Annotated in this window: 14 protein-coding genes and 2 riboswitches; of the genes, 6 read left to right on the top strand and 8 right to left on the bottom strand. The window is 46.6% G+C overall.

The genetic code is table 11. The features are described 5' to 3' along the window. Positions 1–34 precede the first annotated feature (34 nt). The 3 genes from L9W92_RS04960 to L9W92_RS04950 all read right to left on the bottom strand — a co-directional run bounded on the left by L9W92_RS04960 (position 35) and on the right by L9W92_RS04950 (position 3,096). Complete coding sequence (locus L9W92_RS04960) at positions 35–814, bottom strand: ABC transporter ATP-binding protein (RefSeq protein WP_240082642.1); 780 nt, start codon at positions 812–814, stop codon at positions 35–37. Further along, a complete protein-coding gene (locus L9W92_RS04955; protein WP_240082684.1) occupies positions 811–1,833 on the bottom strand; it encodes a FecCD family ABC transporter permease in 1,023 nt (340 codons plus the stop codon). Before L9W92_RS04955 ends, L9W92_RS04960 begins: the two co-directional genes overlap by 4 nt. A 114-nt stretch (positions 1,834–1,947) precedes the next feature. Then, positions 1,948–3,096 (bottom strand): ABC transporter substrate-binding protein, encoded by a 1,149-nt coding sequence (locus L9W92_RS04950; protein ID WP_240082641.1) that lies wholly within the window; start codon positions 3,094–3,096, stop codon positions 1,948–1,950. Positions 3,097–3,198: 102 nt separating this feature from the next. Next, positions 3,199–3,336: riboswitch (molybdenum cofactor riboswitch) on the bottom strand. A gap of 301 nt (positions 3,337–3,637) precedes the next feature. Between L9W92_RS04950 and L9W92_RS04945 the strand changes: the two genes are divergently transcribed. The 5 genes from L9W92_RS04945 to L9W92_RS04925 all read left to right on the top strand — a co-directional run bounded on the left by L9W92_RS04945 (position 3,638) and on the right by L9W92_RS04925 (position 8,314). After that, positions 3,638–4,186 carry an FmdE family protein gene (locus tag L9W92_RS04945; protein WP_240082640.1) on the top strand — a complete coding sequence of 183 codons (549 nt, stop codon included), beginning with the start codon at positions 3,638–3,640 and terminating at the stop codon, positions 4,184–4,186. 18 nt (positions 4,187–4,204) lie between these two features. Then, entirely contained in the window at positions 4,205–4,996 is a 792-nt protein-coding gene (locus tag L9W92_RS04940) for a DUF364 domain-containing protein (RefSeq protein WP_240082639.1), read from the top strand. Beyond that, positions 4,957–5,799, top strand: coding sequence for a tRNA (N6-threonylcarbamoyladenosine(37)-N6)-methyltransferase TrmO (gene tsaA, locus L9W92_RS04935; RefSeq protein WP_240082638.1), 843 nt, complete (start codon positions 4,957–4,959; stop codon positions 5,797–5,799). Before L9W92_RS04940 ends, tsaA begins: the two co-directional genes overlap by 40 nt. 126 nt (positions 5,800–5,925) lie before the next feature. Beyond that, positions 5,926–6,044, top strand: a riboswitch (molybdenum cofactor riboswitch). 126 nt (positions 6,045–6,170) lie between these two features. Continuing rightward, positions 6,171–7,430: an RNA-guided endonuclease TnpB family protein gene (locus L9W92_RS04930; RefSeq protein ID WP_240082637.1), complete on the top strand. Its 1,260-nt coding sequence runs from the start codon at positions 6,171–6,173 to the stop codon at positions 7,428–7,430. A gap of 449 nt (positions 7,431–7,879) precedes the next feature. After that, complete coding sequence (locus L9W92_RS04925) at positions 7,880–8,314, top strand: peptidylprolyl isomerase (protein WP_240082636.1); 435 nt, start codon at positions 7,880–7,882, stop codon at positions 8,312–8,314. Positions 8,315–8,390: 76 nt separating this feature from the next. Here the strand turns inward: L9W92_RS04925 and L9W92_RS04920 are convergent, their stop codons facing one another. The 4 genes from L9W92_RS04920 to L9W92_RS04905 all read right to left on the bottom strand — a co-directional run bounded on the left by L9W92_RS04920 (position 8,391) and on the right by L9W92_RS04905 (position 13,321). Next, on the bottom strand, positions 8,391–9,446 hold the full coding sequence (locus L9W92_RS04920; RefSeq protein WP_240082635.1) for an ABC transporter permease subunit: 1,056 nt from the start codon (positions 9,444–9,446) through the stop codon (positions 8,391–8,393). Continuing rightward, entirely contained in the window at positions 9,443–10,474 is a 1,032-nt protein-coding gene (locus tag L9W92_RS04915; RefSeq protein ID WP_240082634.1) for an ABC transporter permease subunit, read from the bottom strand. The genes L9W92_RS04920 and L9W92_RS04915 overlap by 4 nt, the downstream gene beginning before the upstream one ends. Next, entirely contained in the window at positions 10,461–12,047 is a 1,587-nt protein-coding gene (locus L9W92_RS04910; protein WP_240082633.1) for a sugar ABC transporter ATP-binding protein, read from the bottom strand. Before L9W92_RS04910 ends, L9W92_RS04915 begins: the two co-directional genes overlap by 14 nt. Before the next feature lie 131 nt (positions 12,048–12,178). Further along, on the bottom strand, positions 12,179–13,321 hold the full coding sequence (locus L9W92_RS04905) for a DUF3798 domain-containing protein (protein ID WP_240082632.1): 1,143 nt from the start codon (positions 13,319–13,321) through the stop codon (positions 12,179–12,181). 271 nt (positions 13,322–13,592) lie between these two features. Between L9W92_RS04905 and L9W92_RS04900 the strand changes: the two genes are divergently transcribed. Beyond that, positions 13,593–14,066 carry an HAD family hydrolase gene (locus L9W92_RS04900; protein ID WP_240082631.1) on the top strand — a complete coding sequence of 158 codons (474 nt, stop codon included), beginning with the start codon at positions 13,593–13,595 and terminating at the stop codon, positions 14,064–14,066. Positions 14,067–14,103: 37 nt separating this feature from the next. Here the strand turns inward: L9W92_RS04900 and L9W92_RS04895 are convergent, their stop codons facing one another. Then, complete coding sequence (locus L9W92_RS04895) at positions 14,104–14,562, bottom strand: hypothetical protein (RefSeq protein WP_240082630.1); 459 nt, start codon at positions 14,560–14,562, stop codon at positions 14,104–14,106. Between the last annotated feature and the right edge of the window lie 114 nt (positions 14,563–14,676).

The raw sequence follows: 14,676 nt of genomic DNA, 5'->3' as shown, positions 1-14,676 counted from the left end.
CCGGCTTTTTATTCGCTTCGCTCTCCATCTAAAATCAGTTTGCCAGCGGCACACAGCTTTTGATTTCGGCGCCATGATTGTCGGCAAGCCTTGTTATCCGCACATTTATTCCATAGGTATCTCTCATGTTCGTTTCGGTGATGATATCGTCCGCCTTGCCGATCTTAAACCCGTTTTTGTTCAGTAAAACCACTTTAGAGGAGCAAAGAAAAGCATGATTGGGAAAATGGGAAGTCATGATCACGCCGATGCCTTCTTCCGACAGTTTTTTTATTTGCAGGAGAACCCTTACCTGATTGCCGTAATCCAGATTGGAAGTAGGCTCATCCAGGATCAGAATCTGAGGTTTTTGCGTAAGCGCGCGCGCGATAAGCGCCATTTGTCTTTCGCCGCCGCTAATCTCCGTATAGGTCATATCTTTTAAAAAAGAAACACCCAGTCTTTCAAGGGATTCTTCAGCAATCTTAACATCGTCCCGCGAGGGGGATGAGAATGGGCCAAGATGCGCTATGCGCCCCATTAAAACAACATCCAGGACAGTATAGGGAAAAGGCGTCGTATGCGCCTGGGGGACATAACCCACAGCCTTGGCCAGACGCGACTTGGACCACTTTTTGATATTTTGTCCGTCAAGGGTTATCTCTCCGCCCTTTATGGCGATAAAGCCCAAAATAGATTTAAACAAAGTCGTTTTCCCGACGCCGTTGGGTCCGAGCAGGCAAAGTAATTCACCGGCACCGACATTAAAAGAGATGTTCCGGAGAACGGTCTTCTGGGAATAACCGAAAGATGCATCCTTTATTTCCAGGATCATGTCCATGCATCCCTTCCTTTAAATAACAAATAGATAAAAAACGGCGCTCCAATAATCGCCGTTAAGATGCTCAGGGGTATCTCCACCGCAAAAATAGTACGCGAAAGGTCATCGATCAGCAGCAGATAGGCCCCGCCCAGCAAAACCGACGCTGGCAGCATATACTTATAATTCGGGCCAACCAGCATCCGGGCCAGATGGGGGATAACCAGCCCCACCCAGCCGATCATACCCCCGGTCGCCACTGCCGAGGCCGTAATGAGCGTTGCGCAGAGGATGTAGATAAAACGGATTTTTTTAGTGTCCAAGCCCAGAGATTGTGCTTCCTCCTCTCCGAAAGAGAGCGCGTTGAGCTTGTACCTGAGTAGCAGCATGGGAATGATGCCGATAACAAAGGGAATTAGAACCAGGGAGACGTTTTTAGCTGTAATGGAGGCAAGTCCGCCCATTAGCCAGAACGATATTTCCGGCAATTTGTTGTTGGGATCGGCCGTATATTTGGCCAGCGAAATAAAAGCCGAAAACAGGCTGGTCACAACTATCCCGGTCAAGACCAGGACAAGTACGGAATTATTGCCCTTAGCAATAAGACGGCTGATTAGATAGGTCAGCGTAACGGCAATAATACCAAACACAAAGGCTACCAGTTGAATGGTTAGTGAACCCGCCGAATACAAGAGAGCCATGGCTGCGCCAAAACCCGCGCCCGCGGATGCTCCCAGAATATCGGGTGAGACCATGGGGTTGCGGAAAAGGCCCTGATAGGCGGCGCCCGACACTGAAAGCGCGGCGCCGATAATGAGCGCCACGATAATTCTTGGTATCCGGATATTAAACAATACTGTTTCCAGGGTGTCCGACCATGTGGCCGAAAGCCCGAACATTTTTCTGAAGAATACCGTGAGCAGCTCCGGCAAAGGAACCGCATAGCGGCCGACGGTAAAAGACCAGAGAAATATTGCGAGCAGTAAGATGAATAAAATGACCAGCACCAATCCGCTCTTTTTTGCCCTGCTCATTGGACGAGCATCGGCCGCTGCGGCCCTATTTCGCAAAGGTTCATCGCTCACAGCATCAGAAGACAGCATCAGCCTTCCCCTTTCAAACATTTTCAGGCCGGACATCGCCAGGGGTTATTGCTTTACTGAGTGGTTGAGCAGTTCGGTGACTTGTTCATCTCTTAAATCCATATTAAAGAAGAGACTGAAGAAATCTTTTACTTCCTGGTTCAGATTAATATCCACATATTCGGGATAAAGCACACTCGCGAGCCATTCGATTCCGAGAATCCGCATGATATTGGGAGGACGGTCGAACCAGCCGAAAGGAAGCGAGGGAGTCAAATATACTTTCCCGTCCTTGACTGCTTTGACCTTGTTCCAGGAAGCGTCGCTCAAGATATTTTGATAGCATTTGACGCCGTCTGAGTTGGAGCTAACCAAAACTGCGTCAGGATTCCAGGCAAGCACCTGTTCCATCGAAACGGGCGACATGCCCTGCCCGCTCTTGGCCGGCACATCGGCGACATTTTTTCCTCTGACAAACTTTAAAACTTCTGCATGGTGAGAATCAGCCGGATCAGTAGCAAGCCCGGCGGTTCCTTCTGCGTAGTATACGCGTACCAGCTTGTCTTCCGGAATTTGGGCAACCATATCGCCGATTGCCGCCATTTTTTGCTCACAATAGGCTGCCAGCTTTTCGGCCCGGTCTTGAATCCCTAAAATATCACCCATGATTCTGTAGACTTCAGGTGTGGAGGTAAATATGGAGTCCATAACAATCGCAGGCCTCTTTGTTTGATCCATAATGCTGTCCGCTGTTTGACCGGCCGCTGCTTTATTGACAGGGTCAAGGTCCGTCATAAAAATAATGAGATCCGGAGCCAGCTTGGCTATTTCCTCCAGATTGGCGGTGCATTTCTCACCCATCCAGCCCCCGAGAACCGGAAGGTTCTTGGCCCGGTCGCTTAAGTACTTTTTCACATCACCGGAAGGCTCGTTGACCCAGGCGGCCATTTTTTCCGGAGCCAGGGAATACATCATTGCTTCGGCAGTCGGCACGGCGCAATAGACCGTGTTGATTTTCGCCGGAATCTCGACCTGTCTTCCCGCCATGTCCGTAATTACCCGGGCCGCTGACTCCGTAGCCGCCGGAGTCGAAGGTTCCTGTTGGGTGCCGGCCGGCCGGCTGCCGCAACCGGCCGACAGCAGTGTCAGCAGCCAAAGGCAGAGTATGACTGCCACCCCTTTGGAAATTGACTTCTTGAGACGGATTTTGTGCATTCCTGATTCCTCCCGATTTTTTTGTCTTAAACTGTTTCTATATCAACAGGATGCCGTATATATAAAAAGCTTACATCTGGAAAAAATCACAGACACAAGCTTTAAGCTGTTCTTGCAACCCCTTTCCATCACCGAGGGAGGCAACAAAATTTCTTTTACTGCCCTGAGGATGCCGGACACCCAGGCTTTAATCCATAGGCTTAATGCCCTCGGGCACTAAGCTTGGAGTTGTTTATGTTAATTTATATCTGTTTATGTTGATAACTTATTTAAGTTTCATTGTTCCATGTTAGTTTTTGTCGGCTAAAAGTATATCATTTATTGACAATTTGTACAACATTAACAATGATATTTCTAACCCGCCTCTTTTTTCCTGATAGATTTCTGCTGCAAAAAACGAAACTATTGAATACAAATAAAAACAATAATATAATTTGGTTGTTGTTAGATTTAGTTGGCTGTAATTAAGCAATGCGAACGGACAGCAAAGCCGTTGCAGATAATGATTTCAGCATGAATAAATTGAGAGGGAGTGTACATCATGACGGATCTTTTTGAGGAGGATCTGAAAAAAGCGCGTGAGTTTCATGGTCACGTATGCACGGGTATCGTTTTTGGCGTTAGGATGGCCCGGGCGGGTCTCAATTATCTTGGAATTGAAGATCCTGCTGAAAACAAAGATTTTATCGTTTTTGTCGAAGTTGATCGTTGTCTTGCCGACGCTGTACAATCGGTAACAGGATGTTCACTCGGAAAGAGAAGGCTGAAGTGGTTGGATTACGGTAAAATGGCGGCCAGTTTTATCGACATGAATACTGGTAAAGGAGTCAGAATCGCTGTGGACGCGAAGCAAAACGCTCCTGAAGACGCTGATCCGGTTTCTTATTGGAAAAAATTTTCTGATGAACAAATGTTTACAATGGAGCCGATAACGGTTGCCCTGAAACCGGGAGATCTGCCGGGCAGGCCGACGGCGAAAACCATATGCGAAAATTGTCAGGAAAAAATTATGGACGGCAGGGATATGCTCAAGGATGGAAAGGTGCTATGCAAAGCTTGCGCCAATGGCGCTTATTATCAAAAGATTTAAAAAAGGAGTAAGAAACCCATGTGGGAGATGTATGATGACCTCATTGAGGCGATACCTGAAAATCTGACCGTTTTGGAATGCCTGCTGGGGGTCTCTTGGACGCTTGTCCGATCAGAGCGGGGTCTCGGTATGGCCAAGACAGTCAAGGGGGGCAAGAAAGGAGCGAATCTTGCCAATACTACCGGAATGCCGTTGAAAAAGCTTGCGTGTTTCTCTAAATCGTGGGATATGCTTGAAGCATCGTTGGGACAGGCGGCAATTAACGCGGCCTTCAATAACCCCGCGGAGGTCATGGCTCTTACCGGCAAACCAATTGATCCATCCTGTGCTCCCGAAGAATCCAACGCCTTCAAACAATTAATACCGGAAATTACCGGAAAAAAAGTTGCGGTGATTGGCCATTTCCCTAATGTAGTGCAACTCCGAAAAATATGTGAGCTGTCTGTGCTCGAAAGGAAGCCTCAAGCAGACGATTATCCCGACTCTGCCTGCGAGTATATCCTCCCCGGGCAGGATTTTGTCTTTATCACCGGGACAGCCTTTACCAACAAAACCATGCCCAGACTCCTTGAACTGTCAAAAAACTCAAAGATTATCCTCGTGGGTCCAAGTGTGCCGATTTCCAGGGTTCTATTTAACTACGGAGTCGATCGGCTCGCAAGCTTGGTTATCCTCGATCAGCAACTCATCTGGAAAGCGGTTCAAGCAGGCGAAAAAATGAATATTTTCAAGCATGGCGGACAAATGGTATGCGTTCAGGGGAGTCCGTCATGCCCAGGTCGAGAGGACGTGCGCGCGGCATGGGATTAGATTCTATTACACTAAACCCTGTAGGCATTGTCAAATCACAAATAACTGAGCGAAACAGCATGCCGACAACCGGGATTCAGGCTCAAATCATAATATTTTCCGAATTTTCCGCGGCGCTGGAGCGAATCGACGAGTATTCTCATTTATGGATTTTGACTTGGCTCCATCAAGCGTCACGTAACACCACTACGGTCGCACCGGTTAAGGTTAATCCTTTGTCCCGTAAATTTGGTGTGTTTGCCATCCGGTCACCGGCCCGCCCCAATCCAATAGCTCTGACCCTGGTCAAGCTGGACCGGATTCAAGGGAATACACTTTATGTGACTGGACTTGATGCCGTAAATGAAAGTCCCGTCATAGATATCAAACCGTATTTTGACCATGATGTCGTGTTTTCACCACGGACACCGCATATAGCTCCACTCAAACCAGATCTCCTAATGAAAAACTTGCTGAGTCAAGCCATCACTCACCACGGAGAAATTTGTTCAGATCTGCTGATAGCTGTAAGAATGGCGTTTATCGCCGATAACCGGCTTGAGTCTACCAAATCCCCGAATGTTAAGGTTCATGTCAGCGGCTCCCCTTGTTTGGCGGATACCCTGCAAGGGCTTTGCAGAGCAAGGCTTGCCAACCCGTCAAGGTTTGCCTACAACCCTTTGGGGGAACGGAAGCAGAGCGTGTGGACTAGTGGAAGCAAGCGATTAACTCTTATTTGTCTTCAAGAACTGGACATAGAGAATTTTTGTAGTTTATCGGATCAGGAAATATTCAATATCACTTTAGAGGAAAACAAGACGTGATGATTCATATCCGTTAAAATGCAAGATTTAACTTTCAAAGATGGTGGGGCTATGGATGTGTATAAAAATACCGGTTGACATGCAGTTTATTCTGTGACTATAATTGTTTCTAAGGAAAAATTATGAATTATACAACTACTCCGAGCCTTTTTGCCTAAAGGATTTGTCTCACGGCGAACAGGCCGCTGGGTATGGCGGGAAACGGCCATGCCTCCCTTATGGAAAGGAGACAATAAGCAGCAGAGCCTTTGTGGCCTGTGAGTAATTATTACGTCTTCCTCGAGAAGACGTTTTTATTACTATACTTATTTTAGCCCTTTCCGTTTTATGGAAGGGTCTTTTTATATCGATTATCAGGGAGGAGGTGTGTAATGCCTACTAAAACCATCAAGCAAACCTTGGAGTACCGTTTTCCTGAATGGTTCATCACCACTGAAAAACTGTTTAATGAAGTCACAGCGTTTTATTTTGGTATAATCAAGGAGCGTGCTCAAATACTTGAACTAACCAATAAAAAAGCGTTAACCGAACTTGAAAGATTAACTCACAGTACAAAGGACAACCCTGCACCGCCGTTTCCCTTAAAGTGGGATATCCCGGCTATGTTCCGGCGGGCTTGTATAAACACGGCCATTGGAGCAGCCCGTTCATTCTTCTCCAAGCTGAAAAAATGGAAAGATGCAAAAGCCAAGGCCGAAGCCAAAGAGAAAAAGCTTAAATATAGACCGCCGGTGCCGCCCAGAGAGTGGCAGCGCAACACTTTGTTTTATGCCGGCCAGTATAAAGGTTACACTGGCAAGTCTATTATGCTGAAGTTGTTCGACGGCAACACCTGGCGCTGGGTGAAGTATCATTTGACCGGCCGGCGGGTTCAGGACGGCTGGAAGATAGGCTGTCCTCACGCGGTAATTAAGAAAAACCGGCTTGAGCTGCATTTCCCGGTTGAAAAGGAAAAACCGGTAGTGAAGGCGGTTGCCGAGCAGGTTAAAGAGCCAAGCCTGAAGATTTGCGCTGTAGGCTTAAATATTAGCAACAGGCTGGCGGTATGCGGCATATTCAAAAGCGACGGCACGCAGGTGGCCACCCGGTTTATCCGTGGCGGTGACAGCCTCAGCGGCCGCAGGAAACGACTTTTGGGTATTATCGCAACCAAGCTCAGCCTTACGGGTTCCTTGAATAAGGATGAGCAGGACAATAAGGCGCTAAGGAACAGGATCCATAACATCGACGATAATGAAGCCCACCGGGTGTCTCGTAGAATACTGGACTTTGCCCTGGAACATGGCGCGACTATCATCGTGTTTGAATACCTGAATAATTTTAAACCTGAGCAAGGCAAGTTCAGCAGGCGGGCCAGTTCCAAGCGTTCCTACTGGCTCCTGGGCAGGATATTCCACTATACGAAATACAAAGCCTGGGAGTATGGAATAATCATCAGCCGGGTAAACCCCAGAAACACAAGCCGGTTATGTGCCGATTGCGGGGCGGAGATAGCCCGGCACAGTGATAACAAGGAATATTACCGGTCCGGGGCGCCGTTATTTACTTGCAAATGCGGCAAGAAAGGCAGTGTTGCGCTAAACGCCGTCAGAAATATCGGCAAGAGGCTCTTTTTAAGATACGCGGTTTAAGCGGAGACATACACGAACAAAGCCCTAAAGTCCGAAAGGCAAGGGTGTTCCTGCCCCCCATGAGCTGTAAATCCAAAATAGGAGCAGGAACGGGCTTGGCACCGCCTGGCGTTATCCGTCGCCCACTACGCTCTCAACGCGGTAGAGGCCACGCTTCAATTACTGCGAGCAGCGACTACGCACGGGTGCCCGAAGAAACCGCCGGGATTTAATCCCCGGCGCATAGAGTGTCACAAAGTACCTGAAATTAGGGTAAAGAAGAATTATATTTTAGAAAAAAGCAATTGCCGGGCAGCGACTGACTGCCCTTATATTTTTCTTGTGCCGACGACCGGCATGGCAGGAGTTTCCGACCAATGACCGAAAGTTGAGCTGAACGGAAATTTGCTAAATCCCACTTAGTTTAGTAAAATGCATTTATTGGAACAAAACTGAGGAGGATGCGATAAGTGAAAAAAGGCAGCATTGAATTGGAAAATGGCAGGAAAATAGTCATTGATTTCTTTGAAAAAAACGCGCCCGGAACGGTGGAGAACTTCGAAAAGCTGGCCAATACAGGATTTTATAATGGTTTAAATTTCCATCGAGTCATTCCAGGTTTTGTAGCGCAGGGAGGATGCCCCCATGGTAATGGCACGGGTGGACCTGGTTACACGATCAAATGTGAAACTGCGGGAAACCCCAATAAACACCTTAGAGGGGCGCTGTCGATGGCTCACGCCGGAAAAGATACAGGTGGAAGCCAGTTTTTCATCTGTTATGACGCTTTCCCGCACCTTGACGGAGTGCATACGGTATTCGGCAAGGTTATAGAAGGAATGGAATATGTGGATGAGATAAAGCAAGGAGATAAAATGAAGGAAGTAAAGGCTTGGGAAGAATAAGCCGCTTGAGCAAAAGGTAAGGCCGGTTTAAGCTTGAGGCGTTTGACATAAACCGTATTAACCTCCGGCTTACCGTTTACATATTCTCGCGCTTAACATTAATAATCAAAGCAAAGGCAATTGTTCCATAGGCCACGAAGCTTCGAAAATATTCCCCCAAAGCGGCATTGTGGAATAAATTCTGACCGGCCTGAGGTGAAACAATAAACAGGGTATGAAAAAGAAAAATCCCTATTAGCGCATGTCGAATTTTGGCGCTTTTGATACTTGCGCCGCCGGCCAAAAGAGCGGCGCAAGAAAAAACATCCGCGTTCATATGCGCCGTGTAAACATCAAACATGCCGATATTCTGCAAATATACCAACTGTCCAAGCGCGGCCAGCACCATGGACAGGATGATTACCTTGATTCTAAGTAAATTAACATTTATGCCGGCAACTTCCGCTTTTTCACTGCCGGAACCCGCCGCTTTCACCTCCCGGCCAAAACGGGTATGCAGCAGGTAATAGATCATCCCCCCAAACAGGAGGACCACCAGGATCATAAATAAGGGGATCTCTAATCCTTCTATCTTTAAAAGCCAGAATTTATCAATGGTGTTGCGATACATGCTCAGATCCACGGCATTTCTCACCCCTATGCCTCTGGAAAGAATAATCTCTTTATTTGCCACCGGAATAATAGTGCCGAAGCCTGCTAAAAAAACCAGCTGATAAACGCTGTTCGCCAAAAAGCCGATTATTATGGTGACAATCATCTCTTTCCCTTTCACCCGGTTTAAGACGTGGCCGATGGCAAAACCTAAGACCACGGAGAGCGCTATGCTAAGGAAGATTACTGATAATATCCCTCCCAAACCGGCAACCTGACAGCTGATCACAAACAATAAAGCCGCTTGCGCGGACATGGCGCCCACAATAATGGCAAAATTCAGCCCCATGCCGGCAACTACCGGAATAATTAACGATAAGACCAGGATCCCGTCTCTGATGAACCTGGTTAATACCTGATTAAATACAAAAGTGCCGGTAAGGCCGGAAACCTGCCAGGCAAAAAAAGACAAGAACAAAAACACTACCGGCACAATATGCTCAATATTAAATAATTGTTCCGCCCGCTGCCTGAGCCTCAATGAACGATCCCCCGTTTGTCTCTGTATAGCAAGGCATATAAAATAATGCTGTAGGTAATCAAAGTCCTTAAAATTTCCGTTACTTCAGGAATTAATATTTGATTGGCGATGGGTACGGTAAGGAGATAGATGGTCTGCAGCAAATAGGCGCCCAGCACCGCTTCAAATATGTAGGTCCTTCTGCCTGTGCTTCCGCCGATTAAGACTGCCGAAATGGCTGGAAAGTACATGGATAAGGGCTCATCGTAAAGCTGAATAAAGCCGTAGCTTTGAGAATACACACAAATACCAATGCCGGCAAGAATGGTGGAGAGAATTACGGCGATAAGACGAATTCCGGCTATGTCAATGCCGGACAATTTGGAAAACGCCTCATTTTCTCCCGTGGCAATGATTGCCCGGCCAACCTTTGACCGGAAAAACAAATATAAGAAAAGACAGATCAGGCCGTAAAAGGCCAGCAAGCCCAGGGGAATTTCTATGCCGCCTATTTTGATCAAGCAAAATTGATCAAGAACATTATAAAAATAAGGCTCCAGGCTGATTTTGGGCCTCAAACCCTGACCCCCGATAGGATAAAGCATTTGTCTGTTTTGAAAAGGAGCCAGTGTCCAAAAATAGTTCATCAAAGGAATAACAGAAAAACCGATAAAAGTACCGGCAATTTCCTCCCGCCCTTTGACCCTGTTCAGGATTAGCCCGTAGAGCCAGCCGAGCATGCCGCAAATCGGCACGCTCAATAATAATGACATGAAAAAACCGGAAAACCCTGTCAGCCTGAAATTTACGGCAATGCACAGACCGACCAGGCCGCCGGTTATGCCCACGGGAAGGCCGAAATTCATGCCCGCGCCCGCGTTAAGCATGGGTATCAGCGACAGCACCAGTACCCCGTTCATCACCAGCTTGATCAAAGATTCGTTGAATAATACTATTAAATCCATCTGTAAAACATAGGCCAGGCCAATTAAGACAATTAAAAAAATAAGTATAATAACCTGCGGAGGCTTTATGCTAAAATTCTTCATTTTTTGTTCCTTCTTCACCGGCCAACGCCAGTCCAAACTCTGTTTCGGATGCATCAGGCAATAATATTTTAAAAATTTTCCCGTCCACCATCACGGCGATCCGGTCGCATACTCTTTTTAATTCGTCCAATTCACTGGATGCAATCACGATGGTGGTATGATTTTTCCGGTTGATGTCCAGCAGCATCTGCAGTATTTTTTCTTTGGCCGATATGTCAATCCCTCTGGTGGGCTCCGCCACAATCAACAATTTGGGATTCAGGGTCAGGGCTCTGGCGATACAAACCTTTTGCTGATTCCCCCCGCTTAATTCTTTACTCTTTTGTTTGAGCGAAGCGCATTTGATTTCAAAGTTCCGCACCAGTTGATGGACGTGAGCGTCGGCCTTTTTCCGGTCAATAAAGCCTGAAAACGGCCGGCCAAAATTAATTGAAAACAAATTTTTTATCTGGTTTCCCGTAAAAATAATATTATCCGCCAGCGAATGTTCCGGAAGCATGCCCAGGGCCTGCCGGTCATCCGGCAATACGTATATGCCGTTGAGGATATTTGCCTTAGCGTCCATCCGGTCTATTTTCTTATTTTCATAAATAACCTCGCCGCCTGTGGGGTACATGCCCATGACGCCATATCCCAAAGCCAGTTTGCCGTGTCCGGAAAGACTGGTCAGCCCCAATATTTCACCTTCAAAAACAGTCAGATCCAGGCCGTTAATTTCTTCACCCGGCATTTTCACGGAGAACTGCTGAAAACTAATAGCCGGCCGGGCCTTTATCTCTCTTTTGGGTGCTGTCGCTTTATGCACCGTGTGGCCGATCATATCCCTGGCCAGATTTTTTATGGATATTTCCCCTTGCTCATAGCTGGAGACGATTGCCCCATCCCGGAAAACGGTTACCCGGTCACATATCTGCTGCATTTCCTCCAGCCGGTGCGAAATGAATAAGATCCCCAACCCGTTTTGGGCCATTTCCCTAAAGACCGCAATTAAATTTAAGCCGTCGTCTCTGCTGAGAACGGCAGTGGGCTCATCTAACAGCAGCAGTTTCAAGTCTGTGCGGTCTATTACTCTGGCGATCTCCACGAATTGCCTAGTGTTTGTTGAAAGATTGATGATTTTAACGTCTACATCAAGATGCAGACGGAGTTTTTGCAAGATCCGGGCCGCGCTTTCATCATTTCTCTTTCTGTCTATAAATGAATATTTCGGACCAAACAGCCGGTCGGTGAATTTATGGGTGTGTTCCCGGCTCAGCTTAATATTTTCAGCGATAGTCAAATCGGGGAGCAAGGCGAATTCTTGATGAACCATGCCGATGCCCATCCGGATTGCCTCGGCGCAGTTTTTAAGGTTGACCCTGTTTCCTGCGAAAGATATTTCCCCGTGGTAGCCCCCGGTCTCCCGGATGAGCGGGCTGCCGGACAAAATATTCAGCAAGGTGCTTTTACCTGAACCGTTGGCTCCAACAATACCGTGTATTTCACCTGCTTTTACCGACAGGCTGATATTTGTTAAAGCGGGGATCCCGTTATATCTTTTGCTCAAATTTTTAATTTCCAAAATATTATCCATAAATATATACCGTATGTTTTTTCCCAGATATCCATGCTAAGATTTCAGCTGAGATATAGCGATAAATAAAAGACAGGCTGTCCAATAAATATAGACAGCCGCTTTTGTTTTATTGAATTTGCCGTTTCGCTTCAGTACAGGATCGAATCCATAATCATGACATTATAATTAGCCAGTTCAGTGCCGGTTGCCGAAGGCTTAAACTTGCTGAAGGTTACTCCGTGTCCCGAAATATCCCGGCCGAACTGGTTCAGCTGCTGCAAGTCATTATAGTCGAAACTGGGATCTTCAATCTTCTTTTTGGCCAGTTCGACGGCGTATTCCGGTATGAACACAGTCGCGGGTATCGGCCACCCGCCTAATCTGTTGGTCATCCCCGCCGCCGCGGCTTTTTCCCGGATCATATCATTTATTTTCTCGAAGTTCCAGGCATCCTCACCGGAAATCTCCAGCCCCATCACCGTGGGATACGCCTGGGTGGGGGTGGGGCAGCATTGCTCCGCGACCAGGAATTTCTCTTTCAGCGCTTCATCAATAATCACATCATACATCGGGCAGTTTGTGCCGAATATATTTGTATCCGTGCCGTATTTGCTTATCTGACGGGGAATATCCTCCCTTAAGAATTGCAGCATGGGACCGGTGCCGTTGCCTGTTTGCGGATCGGGAGTGATCACTTCAACCCACTGCACGTCCAATTCAGCGCAGGTTTTCTGCATCATGTCTTTTCTCTGCGCGATAGCCTCTTTGGCCAGGTGGGTGGGGAAAGAATAGTGAATCAGCGTTTTCGCCCCCATGCTGTGCGCCTTGCGGGCGATAGTCTCTCCTCTTTTTACCCAGTCCGTGTCCAGATTAACATCTACATACTTTGACATCAACACCGGATCATCCCAAATCGGGGCGGTCATCGTAATAATATCCGGTCTTTTTTCTTCCACCTTTTGGAGGGCCGGCAGTAAACCCGCTTGCCCGGAAATCACGATAATCGCTTTCATTTTGGGATCATCCGCCAAGGAAGTGATCTGACTGATGCCGGTTTCAATCTCCGTGGAAAAGTTTTCCGGCAGGGTGATGTGCTTAACGATGCCGGGGTACTTCTGGGCCATCATGTCGGCGGCCCTGAACTCGTCTTCACTGGTGGACAATGTTGGAGTGACGACACCAATTTTGTAATCAGCGGAGTCTGCAGCTGGATTCGTTGTTTGATTCCCGCACCCTGCTAAGACACTTGCCGCCAGCAAAAGCAAGACCAAAGCTAAAATATTTTTTCTCATATCTTCCTCCTCTTCTTGTTCGCGCAGCTGATTCGCTGTCTCTGACGCTATGAATTTACCGCCCCCTGTTCCAGCATAATTTGTTGTTTTATCGGCTATTCGGATTCCCTAACTGATTATAAATTCTAATAATATATTAGTCTAATAAATAAAATTTATAAAAATATTATCCAGGATAAATTATGTCAATAATTGTCGCATTGAAGATAATAGAGAACAGGATTAAAATACTAGGGACATCATTTTTCAAGAAGTTGGGAGGTAGTGAAAATTGATTGAGTTGACCCTTCCGGGGAGAAACCTGGTTCTGGAGCTTCATCACCTGATGCTCGATTTAAACGGCACCCTGACCGTGGATGGCCAGTTAATCCCCGGAGTAAAAGAGCGGATTAAAAATCTAAAAGATAAACTTGATGTCCACCTGTTGACTGCCGATACCTTGGGCCGGGGAGCGGAGGCGGCAGCTGAGCTGGGAACCAAACTCAACCGGGTGGATGCCGACCGGGGAAACCAAGATAAGAAAGAGTATTTGCTCAAACTGGGGAAGGAAAATACGGTAGCCGTCGGCAATGGCTATAACGATGTCCACATGCTGGAGGAGGCCGTTCTGGGGATTGCCGTTATTGGAAAGGAAGGTTGCAGCGTGGAGGCTGTGAGAAGAGCGGATATAGTGGTAAATGATATAAATGACGCGCTGGATCTGCTGCTGCGCCCTAAACGTCTGATAGCCACCTTGCGGGCCTAAGCTTGTGGCATAGGTCAACTGTATCATATGATTCCGGTCAATAATGTGTCGGTATGAAAAACATCCATGGCGCGGTAATGATTCCCATTGCTATACCAACCTTCCTGGCTATTTTACCGTCCATAAATTTACGGCATTGGCGATAATTAAAAAACGCAATTAGCATCCCGGCAAGTATGACAGACGCGATGAATGAAAATGCTGCTTCAAGGCTTTCAAATGCATTGTAACCATTAAATTTAAATGTTGTTGATAAAAGGAATAAGAGGAACACGCCGATTAGATCAGCCCCAAAGCCGAAAGCCCATGCTCTTATTATTATAGTTTTCAACTCTTTTCTGCTTAACTTAATCCGATTAAAGTATGTTGTTAAAAAGATAACCAGCGCATCGATTATTAAATTACCTATCAATACCAAGAAGATATATGGTGGGAAAAAAATAAGTGTCCATAAGGGAAATATTATATTATAAAGTTTAGAATTATTCATTTCCATAATAACTCTTTCTATATGATAATTCTATTCAATAATTCTATAAATTGAATAATATTCCTTTAAGAATTATATTATTTTGGGGCAAAGAGGCTGTTAATCGAATTCGAGGTGTAA

Origin of the sequence: Pelotomaculum terephthalicicum JT (assembly GCF_022410535.1) — a bacterium.
Taxonomy (GTDB): domain Bacteria; phylum Bacillota; class Desulfotomaculia; order Desulfotomaculales; family Pelotomaculaceae; genus Pelotomaculum_D; species Pelotomaculum_D terephthalicicum.
This window is presented reverse-complemented; position numbering and strand designations above follow the sequence as displayed.